Source organism: Lactobacillus sp. wkB10, from assembly GCF_000760615.1.
Taxonomy (GTDB): domain Bacteria; phylum Bacillota; class Bacilli; order Lactobacillales; family Lactobacillaceae; genus Lactobacillus; species Lactobacillus huangpiensis.
This window is the reverse complement of record NZ_JRJB01000004.1, coordinates 94,403-111,782: the sequence shown is the minus strand read 5'-3', so window position 1 is coordinate 111,782 and position 17,380 is coordinate 94,403. Positions and strand designations below refer to the sequence as shown.

23 protein-coding genes are annotated in these 17,380 nt (G+C 35.3%); 19 read left to right on the top strand and 4 right to left on the bottom strand.

Annotation, left to right across the window (positions count from 1 at the left end; translation table 11 throughout):
* Positions 1-13: 13 nt before the first annotated feature.
* A complete protein-coding gene (locus tag LACWKB10_RS03885) occupies positions 14-904 on the top strand; it encodes a dihydrodipicolinate synthase family protein (RefSeq protein ID WP_034978939.1) in 891 nt (296 codons plus the stop codon).
* A 297-nt stretch (positions 905-1,201) separates the two neighbouring features.
* On the opposite strand, the gene LACWKB10_RS03880 is transcribed toward LACWKB10_RS03885, so the two are convergent.
* A complete protein-coding gene (locus tag LACWKB10_RS03880) occupies positions 1,202-1,423 on the bottom strand; it encodes a hypothetical protein (protein WP_235191498.1) in 222 nt (73 codons plus the stop codon).
* A gap of 15 nt (positions 1,424-1,438) precedes the next feature.
* Complete coding sequence (locus LACWKB10_RS03875) at positions 1,439-1,858, bottom strand: hypothetical protein (protein ID WP_034978937.1); 420 nt, start codon at positions 1,856-1,858, stop codon at positions 1,439-1,441.
* A gap of 188 nt (positions 1,859-2,046) precedes the next feature.
* On the opposite strand from LACWKB10_RS03875, the gene LACWKB10_RS03870 reads away from it, so the two are divergent.
* Positions 2,047-2,388, top strand: coding sequence for a hypothetical protein (locus LACWKB10_RS03870; protein WP_052060276.1), 342 nt, complete (start codon positions 2,047-2,049; stop codon positions 2,386-2,388).
* A 458-nt stretch (positions 2,389-2,846) separates the two neighbouring features.
* Here the strand turns inward: LACWKB10_RS03870 and LACWKB10_RS03865 are convergent, their stop codons facing one another.
* Entirely contained in the window at positions 2,847-3,527 is a 681-nt protein-coding gene (locus LACWKB10_RS03865) for a hypothetical protein (RefSeq protein ID WP_034978935.1), read from the bottom strand.
* 56 nt (positions 3,528-3,583) lie between these two features.
* Between LACWKB10_RS03865 and yaaA the strand changes: the two genes are divergently transcribed.
* The 11 genes from yaaA to LACWKB10_RS03810 all read left to right on the top strand — a co-directional run bounded on the left by yaaA (position 3,584) and on the right by LACWKB10_RS03810 (position 11,886).
* Positions 3,584-4,351, top strand: coding sequence for a peroxide stress protein YaaA (gene yaaA, locus LACWKB10_RS03860; RefSeq protein WP_034978933.1), 768 nt, complete (start codon positions 3,584-3,586; stop codon positions 4,349-4,351).
* A 29-nt stretch (positions 4,352-4,380) separates the two neighbouring features.
* Positions 4,381-4,986, top strand: coding sequence for a histidine phosphatase family protein (locus tag LACWKB10_RS03855; protein WP_034978930.1), 606 nt, complete (start codon positions 4,381-4,383; stop codon positions 4,984-4,986).
* Positions 4,987-5,123: 137 nt separating this feature from the next.
* Entirely contained in the window at positions 5,124-5,645 is a 522-nt protein-coding gene (locus LACWKB10_RS03850; protein ID WP_034978928.1) for a TetR/AcrR family transcriptional regulator, read from the top strand.
* A complete protein-coding gene (locus LACWKB10_RS03845; protein ID WP_034978927.1) occupies positions 5,645-6,706 on the top strand; it encodes an ABC transporter permease in 1,062 nt (353 codons plus the stop codon). Before LACWKB10_RS03850 ends, LACWKB10_RS03845 begins: the two co-directional genes overlap by 1 nt.
* A 1-nt stretch (position 6,707) precedes the next feature.
* A complete protein-coding gene (locus LACWKB10_RS03840) occupies positions 6,708-7,382 on the top strand; it encodes an ABC transporter ATP-binding protein (RefSeq protein WP_034978925.1) in 675 nt (224 codons plus the stop codon).
* Positions 7,383-7,877: 495 nt separating this feature from the next.
* On the top strand, positions 7,878-8,099 hold the full coding sequence (locus LACWKB10_RS03835; protein WP_034978923.1) for a hypothetical protein: 222 nt from the start codon (positions 7,878-7,880) through the stop codon (positions 8,097-8,099).
* A 116-nt stretch (positions 8,100-8,215) separates the two neighbouring features.
* Positions 8,216-8,827, top strand: coding sequence for a TetR/AcrR family transcriptional regulator (locus LACWKB10_RS03830; protein ID WP_034978921.1), 612 nt, complete (start codon positions 8,216-8,218; stop codon positions 8,825-8,827).
* 142 nt (positions 8,828-8,969) lie between these two features.
* A complete protein-coding gene (locus LACWKB10_RS03825) occupies positions 8,970-9,509 on the top strand; it encodes an NADPH-dependent FMN reductase (protein ID WP_034978920.1) in 540 nt (179 codons plus the stop codon).
* Between the two features lie 11 nt (positions 9,510-9,520).
* The gene (locus LACWKB10_RS03820) at positions 9,521-10,069 is read left to right on the top strand and encodes an NADPH-dependent FMN reductase (protein ID WP_034978918.1); all 549 of its coding nucleotides are present in this window, start codon (positions 9,521-9,523) and stop codon (positions 10,067-10,069) included.
* A gap of 85 nt (positions 10,070-10,154) precedes the next feature.
* Complete coding sequence (locus LACWKB10_RS03815; protein WP_034978916.1) at positions 10,155-10,946, top strand: tyrosine-protein phosphatase; 792 nt, start codon at positions 10,155-10,157, stop codon at positions 10,944-10,946.
* A 10-nt stretch (positions 10,947-10,956) separates the two neighbouring features.
* Positions 10,957-11,886: an FAD:protein FMN transferase gene (locus LACWKB10_RS03810; RefSeq protein WP_034978915.1), complete on the top strand. Its 930-nt coding sequence runs from the start codon at positions 10,957-10,959 to the stop codon at positions 11,884-11,886.
* Positions 11,887-12,036: 150 nt separating this feature from the next.
* Here the strand turns inward: LACWKB10_RS03810 and LACWKB10_RS03805 are convergent, their stop codons facing one another.
* Entirely contained in the window at positions 12,037-12,573 is a 537-nt protein-coding gene (locus LACWKB10_RS03805) for a CvpA family protein (protein ID WP_034978913.1), read from the bottom strand.
* A 157-nt stretch (positions 12,574-12,730) separates the two neighbouring features.
* Here LACWKB10_RS03805 and rsmG point away from each other — a divergent pair, with 157 nt between their 5' ends.
* From rsmG to ychF, 6 genes are read left to right on the top strand one after another with little or no spacing between them, the layout of a single operon-like run.
* A complete protein-coding gene (rsmG, locus tag LACWKB10_RS03800; RefSeq protein ID WP_034978911.1) occupies positions 12,731-13,453 on the top strand; it encodes a 16S rRNA (guanine(527)-N(7))-methyltransferase RsmG in 723 nt (240 codons plus the stop codon).
* A gap of 15 nt (positions 13,454-13,468) precedes the next feature.
* The gene (gene noc, locus LACWKB10_RS03795; RefSeq protein WP_034978909.1) at positions 13,469-14,317 is read left to right on the top strand and encodes a nucleoid occlusion protein; all 849 of its coding nucleotides are present in this window, start codon (positions 13,469-13,471) and stop codon (positions 14,315-14,317) included.
* Positions 14,318-14,332: 15 nt separating this feature from the next.
* Positions 14,333-15,112 carry a ParA family protein gene (locus LACWKB10_RS03790; protein ID WP_034979054.1) on the top strand — a complete coding sequence of 260 codons (780 nt, stop codon included), beginning with the start codon at positions 14,333-14,335 and terminating at the stop codon, positions 15,110-15,112.
* Positions 15,090-15,977: a ParB/RepB/Spo0J family partition protein gene (locus LACWKB10_RS03785; protein ID WP_034978907.1), complete on the top strand. Its 888-nt coding sequence runs from the start codon at positions 15,090-15,092 to the stop codon at positions 15,975-15,977. The genes LACWKB10_RS03790 and LACWKB10_RS03785 overlap by 23 nt, the downstream gene beginning before the upstream one ends.
* Positions 15,970-16,245: a DUF951 domain-containing protein gene (locus tag LACWKB10_RS03780; protein ID WP_034978905.1), complete on the top strand. Its 276-nt coding sequence runs from the start codon at positions 15,970-15,972 to the stop codon at positions 16,243-16,245. The genes LACWKB10_RS03785 and LACWKB10_RS03780 overlap by 8 nt, the downstream gene beginning before the upstream one ends.
* 25 nt (positions 16,246-16,270) lie before the next feature.
* Positions 16,271-17,371 (top strand): redox-regulated ATPase YchF, encoded by a 1,101-nt coding sequence (ychF, locus tag LACWKB10_RS03775; protein WP_034978903.1) that lies wholly within the window; start codon positions 16,271-16,273, stop codon positions 17,369-17,371.
* The last annotated feature ends 9 nt before the right edge of the window (positions 17,372-17,380 follow it).

Below are 17,380 nucleotides of genomic sequence, written 5' to 3'. Positions count from 1 at the left end.
AGGAGATGGCAAAATGTTCAATGGTATTATTACTCCGATTGTGACGCCTTTTAATCGTGACAAAGCACAATCGATTAATTACCAGGCAGCTCATGTGTTAATTGACAAATTAATTAGTGCTGGTGTAAGTGGTATTTTTGCTCTTGGGAGTAATGGTGAATTTCACGTATTAACTCACGCTGAAAAAATTGCTTTTGTGAAAGCCGTGGTTCAGTACGTTGATCATCGCGTGCCGGTTTTTGCAGGAGCTGGGGCTTGCTCAACGAGTGAAACTATTGCTTTATCCCATGAGATGGAGGCTGCAGGAGCTGATGCCTTGTCAATAATAAATCCATATTTTATTAGACCACAAGATGATGAGCTATTTGACTTTTATCGTGATGTGGCAGCAAGTGTTGATTTGCCAGTAATTATGTACAATATTCCTAAAAATACCGGTTATAATATTCCGGTTAATGTTGTACGTAAACTTGCTGAAATTGATAACATTGTCGGGATTAAAGACAGTAGTGGTGATGTGGATTTAATTCGTAAATATCAAGAAGTTGCCACTGACAATAAGTTTCAAGTACTAATTGGTTCAGACTCAAAGATTTCTGTCGCTTATAAAATGGGTGTAAAAGCTGCTATTGCTGCAACAAGCAATCTAATTCCAAATGTTTTAGTTAACCTTGATCGTGCTCTAAAAGATGGCAATGATCAAGAAGCAGAAAAGTTACAAAAAAGCATAGATGTTTTACGTTCAGCCCTAAAGTTAGGGACGGTACCTGCAGTTTTAAAGCGGTCTGTAGAATTAGCCAATATTGCAAATGCAGGCCCAGCACGTAAACCGATGAGAGAAACCACGACTCAGGTTGACCAGGAAATTATTAAGATGCTCAAATATTATGGTCTGCATTCATAGTTAAAGCTAACTGATTAATTTGAAGCCACTATTTCATGATTATTCACTGTGATAGAAGAGACAGTATTTTATACTAAAAAGCAATGGTAAATTTTGCAATGACAGTGGCAATAGTGGATTTAGAAACTTTAATATTAAAAAAAGACTGACAAATTTCGTTTGTGAAACGCTGATTTATCAGTCTTTTTTATAACAATCTTAGCTAATGCGTAGAAAGTATTTTTCTAGTCTTTTTTATTCACTTCAGAGAAACTGTTGTTAACTTTTTTGGGATTAACTGGCTCTCAAAATGTTTATTTATTTTTTTCTAGAACTGTCATGAATAAATAATTTACGAGTATCAAGGGTAGTCTTATGATAAATTGTATTATATATCTTTCTTTTTGGATGAGCCCAACCCATACCACGTTTACCATAGTTGGGGATAATAGCTCTTTTTATGGCCCTTGTTGCTCTTCCCTTTGTTCTGGCAGAGATTGACCTTCTTAAACTAGGCTTTCTAAAACCAATTTTAATCATTACCTATTCTTCTCCTTAATCTTCCCATTTACATAAGGTGTAGCCTTGGTTAATAGCCCTTTTTAATGATATTTTGGTTATGTTTCCATGTGCTCTTCGAAGACCACGGCAACTCGGATTAAAATGATATCTTCTTCCCGAATTAGGAGCTATATAGACTTTACGTACATTACGTTTGGCGACACCTTTTTGCTTTTTTTGCTTTCTTTTTGCAGCTAACTTTCTTTTGCGAGCAGCTTTTCTTCTTTTAACAGTTACTTTTTCAGTAACTACTTTTTTCGCATTACTTTTTACTACTTTTGTTGATTTTGCGATAACCGTTTGTTGTGCATCTTGTATACCTGTGTTGCCAGACACAAAATTAGTGAAAAAAGTTATAAAAACCACTACAAAACAAAACCATATTTTTTTATAAAAAGCTTTTTTATTCTGCATATTTTACCTCCCAAATAAAATAATTAGTTTCTTAATATAATCATATCGCATATAGAAATAAAAAGTGCAAGTTTTTATATAAATGTATATAATATAAATCATATATATTAAAGTAAAAACGTATTTGATAACAAAATTTTGATTTTTCATTTAAGTAATATTTGTCTATTAACCAAGGGGAGAAGATTATGAGTATAGGACCTTTATCAGAGTGGGTTACTGCGGCCGCTGAAATTGCTGCTGTATGTGTTGCTTTATTTTTACCTGTTTACGATAAAAAACAGGAAAAACGTAAAAAGACACGCAATATGAAGGCAATTTTTAGATTTTTAATTAGAAAAGCACTGGACGAAAAAGATACGTCAAATTTAGAATCTTACTTTAAAATAAGTTATCTGGTGATTGACAGTAATGACGATAAACAGGTTTATTCATTAGTGCAACATGCAATTGAAATTTTGAATAATAAAGATATTACGCAGGATAAAAAAGAAACAGATGTTGAGCAACTGCTGGAATATCTTAAATAAAAAATACCTGTTTCAACGTAATAAAGGATCAGGAAAAGCCAGTCTTTTAGGTTAACAAAAAGGCATTGAGTATATTACTCAGTGCCTTTTTAATATGTTGTTTTTATTGTACTTATATTATTGGTTAGCAATTTTTCAAAACTAATTATTGAGTACAGATAGCTTTGGTCAAGCTAAATATTTAATTTTTGAGGCTTTGATTAAATCTCCTCCTCTAGCTGCAACGTTATAAAACAATTCTGCTTTATTATTATCGGAATTAGTCATCTTTACAGCTTTATATTCTGATTTCATCTGCTTTTTGACCAAGATGTCTCATTACTTTACCTTCCTTATCATAATACTGAATCATTAAAAAACTGATAAGTCCTTGTTTGATAATGTAACCTGAATTTTTATTCAAGTGACATAAATTTAACAAGATTTATCAGTTTTTAAGTTGAAATTGTTATTGAGTGCTAATATTTAGTTTCCTTAATATCGTCTTCTGGTCGGTGCTCTTGAATTCGAATTAGCTGCCATGTAAAATCACTTTCAGGCACACCATCTAAGTTTATGCTCAATTCGTCATCAGCAAAAGTGAAATCCAGCTCAGTCCTATTCTCAATCATTTCGATACGATTAGGATTGTCGGACAGACCCAGAATTTTTAGTGTTTCTGGCAGTGGCTGTTTGATAAAAATATATTTTTGATAAGGCATGTGCCTATTCTGGAGTACGAAACCGTTATTGTCTTCTACATTGCTAATTTTAAGCGCGCAGGGTTCGCTTTCATTAAAAGCATGGCCAAAAAGATGCATCCAGTTGTTGATTTGCTTAAGCATTTCTTCAGTTTCAGAAGGCAACTTATCATTATCTGTGACCGGAATATTAATTATCGTATTTTGCCCATCTTTACGATTGGCTACAAGCTTTGCAACTGCATCTGCTGGGACTAAATCACAACTTTCTTGGATAGTTTCTGCATCGACCAAAGCAATAGTATATTTTGCACAAGCTTTTTTAAAGTCTGTTTGATGAGCGTCAACGCTGACAGCCCGGGCTCCTATATTGCGAGCAGTTTTAACTAAAAAATCAGCGTCTACATCTTTTGTACTTTTTAGTTTAAAATTTAATACGATGGCAAAATCAGGATTCATTGATTTCTCTCCTTCAGTAGATATTATTAATAAGTTTAACCCAAAAGGTGGTAAAGATGAAAATTATTATTTCACCGGCAATGAAAATGACAGTTGATAATGACTCTTTTTCTGCAAGGACGCACCCGCAATTTTTAGCTCAAGCTCAAGAATTAGCTGCTTTTCTAAAAAAATGTAGTTTTAACGAATTACAAAAAATTTGGCAATCTAGTGATCGTACAACTAAAGAAGGTCAAAGGCAAATTCAAAATCTAAACTTGAATCAAAAAGATGGTTTAACTCCTGCGATTATTTCTTATTCTGGCATTCAGTATCAATATATGGCTCCCGACCTGTTCACTAAACCCGCCTTGTCTTATTTGCAAGAGAATGTCCGTATATTATCAGGTCTGTACGGTGTTTTGCGACCTTTTGACGGTGTGTGGCCATACAGATTGGAAATGAAAAACAAGGTAAAGGGGTTTAAACAGCCCAATTTATACCGATTTTGGGGCACGACAATTGCGAACAATCTTTTTGATGAAGATCAGATACTCATTAATTTGGCTTCTAAAGAATATTCTCGCAATGTTACTCCATACGTTAAGAATGGCAGGCAGATGATTACTGTTGATTTTCAAGAAACGAAAAACGGTCAGTGGAAAACAGTTGGGGTGCATGCCAAGATGGCTCGTGGAGAAATGGTGCGCTATATTGCTGAAAATCAATTAACTGAACCGGAGCAACTGCAGGGCTTTCATGATTTTGGTTTTGTGTTTGAGCCGAAAGTTAGTACTGATAACACTTATGTTTTCAGGACAAAGTTCGATTTTAAACGGCGCTAAAGTTTAAGATATAGAAATGTGAGGTTATTATGCAAATTGTTTTTGTTCGCCACGGTCAGACAGATTTAAATAAAACCGGTCGTATTCAAGGTTCGGTTTTTGATCATGATTTAGATGAGACTGGTCGTGCATGTGCTGAAAAAGCTGCTGCGAATTTCGATCCTTCGGGATTTGATGTAGTTTTTTCAAGTCCTTTAAAGAGATCTTTGACAACCGCTGAAATTTTTACTAAAGGACAAAAAGAAATAAAAATTGATAAAAGGCTAACGGAAATTAATTTTGGCGAATGGGATGGTCATTTTCTTTCAGAGCTAGGGCAAAAATATCCTGATGCCATTGATCCTTGGGGCAAGGCTGCAGCTGACTATATTAAATATGCACCAAGTGGCGAATCTTTTGCAGCTCTGGATAGAAGGTGCGGCAGTTTTTTAGATGATATGAAAAAGAATTATTTGACTAAAAAAGTGCTTGTATTTTGCCATGGTACTTTAATTAGAATGATGTTTGCCCACTATTTTACTCATGGTGACATGAAGTATTTTGAAACCATGGATAATTGTGCTTTAGCAAAAGTTTCCTATCTTAATGGTATTCCCCGGGTAAATTATTATAACCGTATTTTAACTTTTGAATAGCGTACTAAGTCTCATTGAAGAGGCTTTTTTTTGAAAACAATTATTCGAGCATTATAATTGACGACTAAAAATAAATGAACTATTATTTTTATAAAGTGACACGATGTCACTTATGACAAAAGGAGATGATTAGGAAAATGGCTAAGTCAACTTTTATTAACTTGCCTGCCGGCAAAAAGAAAAAAATTGAAAGTGCGTTGTTAAAAGAATTCAGCAGCTATCCTTTGGCAAAAGCGCAAGTAGCGCGAATAGTGAAAGAAACGGGCATCGCACGCGGGGCTTTTTACAAATATTTTGTTGATTTAGAAGATGCATACCATTATATGTATGAATTAGCTCTAAAAAGTATTCATTTGCCCATAAAAATAAAAGCGCAGTTTGATGCACAACAATATTATGACAATGTTGTTCATTTTATTGAAGAAATGCAAGCAAGTACCTATGCCGGATTAATAAAAATGCATATCTTGTATAATGAAAGTTCACCTGGTCATCCTTTTACACCAAAAATACTAGCTGGATTAGATCCGCAGAATTGGAGTGCAATGGTGCTAAGTCATGCCACCATTCGCTTAGTATTAACAAATCCAGTTCAAAAAAAGGCAATTATGACTCGTTTTAAAGCGAGCTTGGAACTGTTAAACAAAGGAAAGAACTAATGTTTTTAGCAATTAAAGAAATAAAAAGAGAGAAACTACGTTATGGGTTAATAATCTTAATGATTTTTTTGATTAGTTATCTTATATTTGTCTTATCGGCACTAGCAACTGGCTTGGCCAGTGAAAATACTCAGGCACTTGAATCTTGGGATGCTCAAAAAGTAGTCTTAAATAAAAATGCTAACGTAAGCATGAGTCAGTCATTTCTAACAAAAACTGATTTAAAAAAAGCAACACTATCTAAAGATGAAGCTTTATTGGGCCAAATCCCAGTGGTAGTTAAGAAAGCCGGACGTCCTCAAATTTCAGCACAATTTATTGGAGTTAAAAAGAAACAGTTTATTTATCATGATCAGGAACTTATTGCGGGTAGAAAAGCAAAAAAGAATTATGAGGTGGCTGTTGACCAAGCATTTAAAACCAAAGGGTACAAATTGGGCGACAAGCTTGCACTTAACGGTTCGAGTAGAAAGTACAAGATTGTAGGTTTTGTTAAAAATGCGAAAATTAATATTGCTCCAATTATTTACGGGACATTGGAGTCTTGGAAAAAATTGCGGCAAGGGATGCCAACTTTAGAGGCTTCAGCTGTAATTTCTCGTAATCATGACTACAAATATAATTATAAAGATAGCAAAACCTATCCCATTGACCAATTTATTAAAAAGCTTCCAGGATATACAGCACAAAATATGACTTTTGAATTGATGATCGGATTTTTATACATTATTTCATTAATTATAATCGCAGTTTTCCTGTACATTTTAACAATGCAAAAAATGCATAATTATGCGGTCATGCGTGCACAGGGAATTCCCAGCAGTACATTGGTGAAAGCAACCATTAGTCAGGCAATTATATTAGTCCTTGCTGGATTAATTATTGGCTTGGCAGCCATGCTCGTAACAGTTAAAGTTTTACCTGCCGCAGTTCCTATCAGCTTCACTCCTGAAATTATTCTGACCGGTACAATAGGTTTGCTGTTAACGGCAATTATTGGCAGCTTAATTCCAATCAGATCAATTTTAAAGGTAGATCCGGCACAGGCAATAGGTGAATAATATGGCAATTATCGAATTAAAAAATGTTCAAAAAGTTTATGGCACTGGAGCTGCACAAGTCGTTGCTCTAAAAAATATCAATTTTAAAGCCAATCTAGGTGAAGTGGTTTTAATTATGGGCCCTTCAGGAGCAGGTAAAAGCACCTTTTTAACAATAGCTGGTTCTTTGCAAAAACCAACTACAGGAGAGGTTATTGTCAATGGTCAGAATATTGCACGTATTTCTGCAAAAGCAAGTGATCATTTACGACTAACGCAGCTGGGTTTTGTATTGCAGGCTTATAATTTAGTTCCTTTTTTAAAAATTAGAGAGCAGTTTGAGCTAGTTAATAAGGTAAAGAAAGCAGGAAATATCAGTCAAGAAAAATTGCAGGAACTATTAAAACAGCTTGGTATCAATTCTTTACTTGATAAATATCCGAGTGAATTATCAGGCGGGCAGCAGCAACGGGCAGCAATTGCACGTGCTCTTTACGCCAATCCTCAAATTTTGCTGGCTGATGAGCCTACTGCTTCACTTGACAGTGAAAATGTTTCAGAAGTAGGAAAGTTGTTTAAAAAACTGGCGAAAAATTATAATAAGGCAGTTTTGTTGGTAACGCATGATCCAAGATTAAAGCAATACGCAGACCATATTTATGAAATGATGGATGGAGAAATAAAGCAAGAGATTTAGTTATTAAATTTCGTAAATAAAAATAACACTATAAAAAATAACTGCAAAAATTATTTTGATTAAAAGCGAGAAATCAACTAATCTTTTTTTATTAATAGTAATCTTATTATTTACAATAATTTCAGTTTAACATGAATAATGTTATTAATTAAAAATATTTTCAAAAAGTTTAAATTTGACAGAAAAATCCTTAATTCTTTTGTGTTAGAAAAAAAGTACTTTGTCCTTGACAAAGTACTTTTAAATTTACTATTCTTATTACTGAAAAGAAAATGTTATTTTTTGCAGTAAGATAACTAATGTAATTAAAAGCAGAGTTATTAATTTGTTTTTTAACTGCTTGAGTAAATTACTAGGAAATAATGATTTCTTTGCTAAAATAACAAAAAAGTATTTTTGAGTATATGTTTTAGTTTGGTATAATTTTTATTTTATTTGTTAGCGGTACCAGTATTTTATATTACTGATCAAAGCTATTCATGTAGAGGTATAGTAATGAATGATATCCCTGAAGATAAGTCGATTGAGTTATCAACTGATTATCAAAATCATAGTATTAATATGACATTTTCAGACAATCTAATAGATGATTCTGAACGAGGTTATATTCTTTCTGCTGCTTTCTTCTCTTATTGTGCTGCGCAAGGTCTAAGCAAAGAAGAAGTAAGTGACATGGTTTCAACTTATTATGATGAGTTTTTAAATAATGAGGAATAATAATTGACTCATTTCAAATATTTGTCTAAATGAAGTTTCGATAGTAGTAATACTGTCTCTGGAAAAACTGGTTTATAAAATAGTACGTTTTAAAGTTAATCAAGGAAAAAACCAAAATGGCTAGAAAAAAAGAAATAGGAAGAAATAAGATTTTAAGCATTGCCTACAAAATGGTTGTTAAGGATGGTATTGAGAGTTTGACTGCCCGCAATATTGCCAAGGCGGGGCATTTTTCGACGCAGCCTTTATATCTTGAATTTAACAGTATGGAAGACTTACGCAAAGAAGTATTGCGTAAAATTGCGGATAATTTAAAAAATAATATTTTGCAGAAAAAGTATACGGATAAACCATTAATTAATATGGATTTATCTTATATTGATTTTGCCAAGGAACAGGAAAACTTGTTCAGAGCAATGTTTGTTGACGGTAAATTTGGTAGTAAAATTATCGCCGATACATTAATTAATTTTGGTATTGAAAAATTTAGGGAGCAGTATCCGGATAGTAATTATTCCGAAGATAAAATTAGAAGTGTCGTCATTGCTAACTGGATTACTACCAGTGGTATTGCTTCATTAATAGTTAATAAAATTGCAACATTTTCGCAAACACAAATTATAAATGTTTTAACAGCACAGATTAACGATGCAATCTTAAATGACTGGCTAAGCAAGACAAATAAAGTTTCATTATTTGATACTAATGAAGGCAAGAACAAAAAATAAGCCTTAATGCATTATTAGTAAAGGATTTATTGGTTCGATTCAGGTATTAAATTATTAAAACTACCTGAAAGCAGGAGCATGTTAAAAAGATACGAATATGCTATAATTAGTACAGAAATTAGTATCCTGAAAGGTGGTTTTTATGAAAATCCTTGCATTATCTGGCTCAAATGCCAATAATTCATTTAATGAGGCATTGCTTAAATTTATATCTAAGCATTTTGCCGACAAGTATGATTTTAAGTTTGCAACTGTTAAAGGGTTGCCAATGTTTAAAGAGGGTGAAGATGCTCCCGAAGCAATCCAAACCTTGAGTAAAGAAATTGAAGACGCTGATTTGGTTTTAATTGGCTCTCCTGAGCAACAACACTCTGTTACCAGTGCTTTGAGCAGTGCACTTGAGTGGTTATCCTGTGTAACTCACCCATTCAAGGGCAAGCCGGTTGCTATTGTTTCAACTTCACCAATGCCACAAGGTGGATCTCGTTCACAAAGTCGTTTGAAGAGTTTGTTGACTGCACCAGGCTTTGGCGCTAAGGTCTTTAACGGTGATGAGTTCATGATGGGTGTTGCACCAACACAATTTGATGATAATGGTGACTTGAAAGATGAGTCAACCGTTAAATTCTTAGGTCAATTTTTCGATGAAGTTGATAGTTGGTACGCACAAGTAACTAAGTAGGAGGGCCGAGAATGAAAATATTAGCAATTGTTGGTACAAATGCATCTTTTTCATATAATCGTTTTTTAGCACAATTTATTGCTAAGCGTTATAGTGATAAAGCAGATATTGAAGTAAAAGAAGTCGATAAATTGACCCCTTTCTGCAGAACAGAAATGGCTGATGACACTATTAAGGCCTGGATTGAAGACGTTAAGAGTGCTGATGGCATAGTAATCACTACCCCTGAATATGATCATACTATTCCTGCTGCTTTAAAGAGCAGTCTTGAATGGTTAGGTTCACATGCAGGTCCTAATGTTATGAAGATGAAGCCAGTTGCTGTTGCTGGTGCATCATACGGTTCACAAGGTACTGGTCGTGCTCAAGAAGATATGCGTGAAATTTTGCTTTCACCTGATATGAGTGCAAACGTTTTGCCGGGCAACGAAGTTTTGATTGGTCAAGCTCCAGATAAGTTTAACAAAGAAACTGGTGAGTTGACTGATGAAGCAACTATTAAGCAGTTAGATGGCATGATGGATAACTTCTTCAAGTTTGTTGAACAAGCACATAAATAAACTTTTGCCAGTTTAACTGGCAGAGAGTAAAATAACCGGATAGGAGCATCCTATCCGGTTATTTTTGATGTGAAAGGAAGTTGGCATGACTGAACCTGTCGTTTTACCTGTAAAATCTGTGCGAAATCCTCGTGACTTGGGTGGCTATATTGGCTTTGGTGGCCACAAAATTAAAAGTCATCGCTTATTGCGTACGGGCAACATAAGTAAAATAATTCCAAAAGATAAAAATTTTTTACTTGATTATGGTCTGACTAAAATTATCGATTTGCGTTCCCCAGCTGAGTGCAAGGCTAATCCCGACCAAAAAATACCAGGTGTTGACCATTATGAATTTCCATTGTCAGTCGATGATAATACTGGTGGCAACGGACTAGATATGAGTATAGATTTTGAACATTATCGCCATGATCAGTATGCTGGCTTCTATACTATGTGTCAGAGATATCATGACCATGTCAGCAATAAATTTTCTCAGAATAGTATTAGTCAGATCATCAATTTGATTGCTGCTACGACAGAGGGTTCTGTTTTATACCATTGTTCAGAAGGTAAAGATAGAACAGGATTAGTAACTGTAATATTGCTTTACATTTTAGGAGTAGATTTAGAGACAATTCGGCAGGATTATCTTTATTCGAACTTGATGCTCAACGATTATCGCAAGGTTCGTGATGAGCAATTTAAAAGAGCCGGTGAAAATGATAAGTTTCGTGCCAACATGCGTATTTTGGGTTCAGTAGCAAATGCGTATTTTGATACCAGCTTGATTACAATTAATGAAAACTATGGCGATATTGATTCATATATTGTTAAGCAATTAGGAATTGATGAACAGATGCAGGAAAAAATAAGAGAAAACTATTTGGAAAAGTAAGGATAAATCAATGATAAAAAATTTAGCTTTAGAACAACAAGTGGGACAGCACCACGCTTTAGGCACATCAATAACTTTACAAATCTTTGGAGCACTGGATAAAAGCGTCATTAATGATTCTTTTACTTTGATTGATCATTATGAAGATCTGTTAACAGTTAATCGAGATGTATCCGAAGTAATGGATGTAAACCATGCTGCTGGCAAACATCCCGTGCAAGTTTCCAGTGGTACCTATGATTTGATCAAATTGGCAGTAGAAAAGAGCCGGGAAAATTTTGGCTTTAATGCTTTGATTGGTCCAGTCGTTAAGTTATGGGCAATTGGTTTTAAGGATGCCCATGTTCCAACTGATGATCAGATTAAAGAAAGAATGAAACTGATTGACCCGTTTAGCGTTGACTTAAATGATTCTGATCAAACTGTCTTCTTGAAAAAAGCAGGAATGGAATTAGATCTTGGAGGTATTGCTAAAGGTTGGATTGCGGATCGTATCAAAGATTTCTGGATGGCCTATGGCGTTCATGCCGGAATTATCAACCTTGGCGGAAATATTTTACTTGTTGGTGATTCTCCTAAACGGACTAGTGGTCAGTGGTCAGTAGGAGTGCAGGATCCTAAAGAACCTCGTGGCAATAATATAGCTTCGGTAATGGTGCCACAATGTTCAGCTGTTACTAGTGGTACCTATGAACGATATCTCGAAGTTGACGGTCATAAATACCACCACTTAATTGACCCTAGAACCGGCTATCCTGTTGAAACAAATTTAGCTGGAGTCACTACTTTTACCAGGTACTCAGTTGAAGCAGAAATTGAATGCAAAAGGCTGTTTTTTGCGGGAAAGCCCATTGCCGGTTGGCATGATGATCCTGATCGCATCGGAGCTGTTTTTGTATATAATGATGAGCACGTTGAGTATGATAATTTTCAAAAGTAGTAAATAAAAAGGTGCCCAAATGAAGGCACTTTTTTTGTTACATTATGTTTTTATCTTAAAAGATAACGATAAAGAAGTCATTTTTAATTTTATAAAAACAAAAACAGCTTTTAACCAACAGGCAAAAGCTGAGTTCTGATCTTAATTATTCTAAGCTGCAGTTCGACTAATACTAAAAATGCTGTTAAACAGACCATTAGATAAACCTGGCGTATTGTAAATAATGAAACGGATAAATGACGAATCGAGAGTTTGCTGGATAAACCATGGGTTTTGCAAGGCATTTAACATAGACAAAATAATATAAACGAAAAAATAACTGGCAAAAAAAGACGCGACAGCACCTAATACGCTATCTAGTAAATTACCAAAATTAGTTGCATGAGGATTTTTATTTGGCACCCATCCTTTAAAAATCTTAACCACCATTTTGCCGATAAAGACAATAACGAAAAAGGCTAAAAAACGGAAAAGCATCAAATTAGTTCCGGGAGTTAATGTGGTTTGAATATTTTGTCCCGTGATCTGACTATAAAGCCAATTGCCGACAGGATTTTGAAAAAGTATTGCTGCAATGAAGACAATGGCAGAAAAAACCAAATTGATGATTAGTCTGGTAAAGCCTGTTTGAAATCCTTTATAAGTTTTTAGTGCCAAATAAGCCAGAACAATTAAAGTAATAATCATATTAATCTCCTTTGACGATATTATAGCTTAATTTATGCGTTTAGACTTTGACGATAGTCAAAAAATATTCCATAATTAAAGGGATGCATTGACTTTACAATAAGCCATTTTTAGCGTTAAATTTAAAGGGTGTGAAACAAGGTTTCACGGGTGAAAAATGAATCCTGAACAGTTTGTCCAAGAATTATCAAAACGTAATTTTAAATTAAATGAAAATCAAATCAACCAATTTAACCAATACTTTACCAGTCTGATTGAGACTAATAAAAAAGTTAATCTAACACGAATAACAGAAAAAGATGATGTTTACTTAAAACATTTTTTTGACAGTATTACTCCTCTTTTTACGTTTGGCGAAATATTTACGAAATCTCAGACTTTGTGTGATGTTGGTGCAGGAGCAGGCTTTCCTTCAATTCCTTTAAAAATTATGGTGCCTGAATTACGAGTAACAATAGTTGATTCTCTTGGCAAAAGACTGAACTTTTTGCAGGAATTAATCACTCAGCTGGACTTGAAGAATGTTGCTTTAGTTCATGGACGCGCAGAAGATGTTGGACAAAATAAGCAGTATCGTGAGCAGTTTGATATTGTAACTGCCCGTGCGGTTGCCAACATGGCTGTGTTGAGTGAATATTGTTTGCCACTAGTTAAGAAAAATGGCAATTTTATCGCTCTCAAAGGACCAAAAGCTGAAGATGAATTAAATTCCAGTCAAAAAGCCTTAAAAAGTTTAGGTGGCAAGACAATTACTGTAAAAGAATTGCAATTGCCTCATAGCAGTGAAGACCGCACGTTGATTTTGGTAAAAAAAGTGCAGGCCACACCTAAAAAGTACCCGCGACAGGCGGGCACACCACACCGTAAACCAATTCAATAAACAGGGGGACTCAAAATGTCATTATTTTCTTCTTTGCGTCATCATGAAGAAATACCTAAAAATAAACAAGTTCAGGATATTGAACTAAGTAAAATTAAACCTAATTCATATCAGCCACGGCATGAGTTTTCTGAAGAATCAATTCGTGAATTAGCAACGACTTTAGATAAAGATGGCTTGCTTCAGCCTATTATTGTGCGTGAAAAGGGCGATGAATATGAAATTGTTGCTGGTGAACGCAGATTGCGGGCCGCAAAGCATCTAGCTTGGGAAAAAATTCCGGCTATCGTAAACAATATGGATGATAGTCAAGCTGCTTCATTAGCTTTAATAGAAAACCTGCAAAGAGAAGATTTAAATCCGATTGATGAAGCACAAGCCTATAATAACCTCATGAAGTTAAATAATTTAACTCAAACAACTTTGGCTCAAAATATTGGTAAGTCGCAATCTTATGTGGCTAATAAGTTGCGCCTTTTAAAGCTGACGCCTAAGGTGCAGAGCTATTTAGCCAGTGGTGAAATTTCTCCTCGTCATGGACGCTGTCTAGTCGGACTTAGTGAAAAAGACCAAGGTCGTGTCTTAGATGAAATTTTGGCTCATAACCTTAATGTGAGCGAGACCGAAAAAATAGTTAAAAATGTAGAACAATATTTTGCCGGTAAGAATGCTAAGGATAAAGAAAAAGAGCAGGCTGAAAGAACTAGACGAGCAGCCAATCGAATTCCCAAAGATTTAAAAGTACAGATTAATACGATTAAAAAGGCAATAAAGCTTGCACAGCAGTCAGGTATTAAGGTTAAATTTAAGGAAAATAACGATCCTGATGATTATATGATTACTATTGAATTAAAAAGAAAGTAGGAAGGCATGGAAAATATGGTGAGTGTAATTTCGGTTGCTAACCAAAAAGGTGGCGTTGGCAAGACGACCACAACTATTAATTTAGCGGCTTCGATTGCGGAACGCGGATATCAAGTCTTAATTGTGGACATTGATCCGCAAGGTAATGCAACTTCTGGCCTGGGAATAGAAAAATCCGAGATTGATCAAGATATTTATAGTGTATTGATTAATGATGTTCCGCTTAAAGATACGATTTTCCATACCTCAACTAATCGCTTGGATTTAGTTCCGGCAACTATTAATTTATCAGGTGCTGAAACAGAATTGATCAGTATGATGGCACGTGAAACCCGCTTAAAATCTGCTTTAGATTCAATTAGTGGCAATTATGATTTTATCTTTATTGACTGTCCACCTTCTTTAGGGCAATTGTCTATAAATGCCTTTACAGCATCAGATTCAATTTTGATTCCCGTTCAAAGTGAGTATTATGCTATGGAAGGTCTGAGTCAGTTGCTTAATACGATTCGTTTAGTACAAAAACACTTTAATAAAGACCTTGGAGTTGAGGGAGTTTTACTGACAATGCTGGATGCCCGGACTAATCTGGGCGCTGAAGTTGTTAAAGAAGTACGTTCCTATTTTTCTGATAAAGTTTATAAAACTATTATCCCGAGAATTACCAAACTAGCGGAGGCACCTAGTTATGGGGAAGCAATTACTGAATATGCGCCAAATTCTCGTGGTGCCGAAGTTTATGATGATTTAGCTAAGGAGGTGTTGAAGAATCATGGCAAGAAACTCAAGAAGTAAAGATACAAAAAAACATGGTGGCCTGGGTCGCGGAATAGAAGCCTTGTTTGAAGACGAGCCACAGATTGAAGACAATGAGGAAGAAATTCAGGATTTAAACTTAGGCGATATCAGACCTAACCCATATCAGCCACGCAAAAATTTTGATGATAAGTCTCTTAAAGAGCTAGCTGATTCAATTAAGGAAAATGGGGTTTTTCAACCGATAATCGTCCGTCAGTCAGTTAAGGGCTATGAAATTATCGCTGGTGAACGCAGGTTTCGTGCCTCAAAACTAGCCAAAAAGACCACAATACCTGCCATTGTGCGTGACTTTAGTGAAAGCCAAATGATGGAAGTTGCGGTTCTGGAAAACTTGCAACGTGAGGATTTAACACCGCTTGAAGAAGCCCAGGCATATGAAATGCTGCAAAAAAACTTAGGCTTAACTCAAGAAGAAGTTTCAAAAAGAATGGGCAAATCCCGTCCTTATATTGCAAATTACTTGCGTTTGCTTACTTTACCAAGCAAGACAAAGCATTTGCTTCAGCATGGTGATCTTTCAATGGGTCAGGCCAGAACGCTTTTAGGTTTGAAAAACAAAGACAAGATTGATGAAGTAGCAAAACAAGTGGTTAAAGAAGGAATGCCAGTGCGCAAAGTTGAGGCACTGGTCGCCAATCTTAATGCTAAAAAGCCACGCAAAAAGACAGTGCAGAAGTCACCTTTTATTCGTGCTACTGAACATCAGCTGGCTAATAAGTTGGGTTCAACTGTCAATATTTCTGAAAGTAAAAAGGGCAGTGGTCATTTATCTATTGGCTTTTCTTCAACTGCTGAATTAAACAGAATACTTGACGTGTTGGGAGTCGATCTTGATGAATAAAGAAATTTCCTATAGTTTAGCGGACACGGTACTGATGAAAAAACCTCATGCCTGTAAAACTAATGACTGGGAGATTCTACGCTTAGGAGCAGATATCAGGTTAAAATGTATGGGCTGCGGCCACATCGTAATGATGCCGCGTTCAAAATTTACGCATAATTTTAAAAAAGTTTTAACTAAGGCGAATGATCCGGTCAATACTAAAAATGAGCTTTATGTGCCTAAAAATGAAATAGCACAACCGCACTTTAATCAAGATAATAACTGATTTTGTTTTAGAAAGAGGATAAAAAATGTCACTAACTGCTGGGATTGTTGGGCTACCTAATGTTGGTAAGTCGACTTTGTTTAACGCAATTACTAAAGCGGGAGCGGAAATGGCCAACTATCCGTTTGCTACGATTGAACCGAATGTTGGTATGGTTGAGGTTCCAGACAAGAGACTTGCTAGAATTCAGGAATTGATTCCCGCTAAAAAAATAGTTCATACCACTTTTGAATTTACTGATATTGCCGGCTTGGTTAAGGGAGCTTCAAAAGGAGAAGGTTTGGGTAATAAATTCTTGGAAAATATTCGCCAAACTGACGCGATTATTCATGTTGTGCGTGCTTTTGAAGACGACAATATCACTTCAGTTACTGGTAAAGTAGATCCGGAAGAAGATATCAATACTATTAATCTGGAATTAGCAATCGCTGACTTAGATGCCGTTAATCGTCGGATTAGCAAGGTGAAAAAGATTGCCCAGCAAAATGACAAGGAAGCTAAAGCTGAATATAACGTTTTGCAAAAGATTAAACCGGTTTTGGAAGAGGGTCGCGCCGTTCGCTCAATCAAATTCAATGAAGATGAACAAAAAATTGTTAAGGGCTTGTTCTTGCTAACTGATAAACCAGTTATTTATGTTGCTAATATTGCTGAAAATTCAATGGCCGATCCTGAAAAAGATCAATATTATCAAATTGTTAAAAAACATGCAGAAAGTGAAAATGCTGAGTGTCTAGGAATTTCTGCAGCTACTGAAGAAGAAATTGCTGGTTTAGATGATGATGAAAAAGCCGAGTTTTTAGAAGCTGAAGGGGTAACTGAGTCAGGTCTTGACCGTTTAATCCGGGCAGCTTACCATATTTTAGGACTAAGAACTTTCTTCACAGCTGGTGGTCCTGAGACTCGTGCATGGACTTTCCATAAGGGGATGAAAGCACCACAAGTTGCCGGAGTTATCCATTCTGATTTTGAACGTGGATTTATTCGCGCAGAGGTAGTTTCATACACTGATTTAGACAAATATGAAACTATGCAGAAAGTTAAAGAAGCTGGTAGGTTGCGTCTTGAAGGGAAAGATTACGAAGTTCAAGATGGTGACATTATTGAATTTAGATTTAACGTTTAGGAAATAATA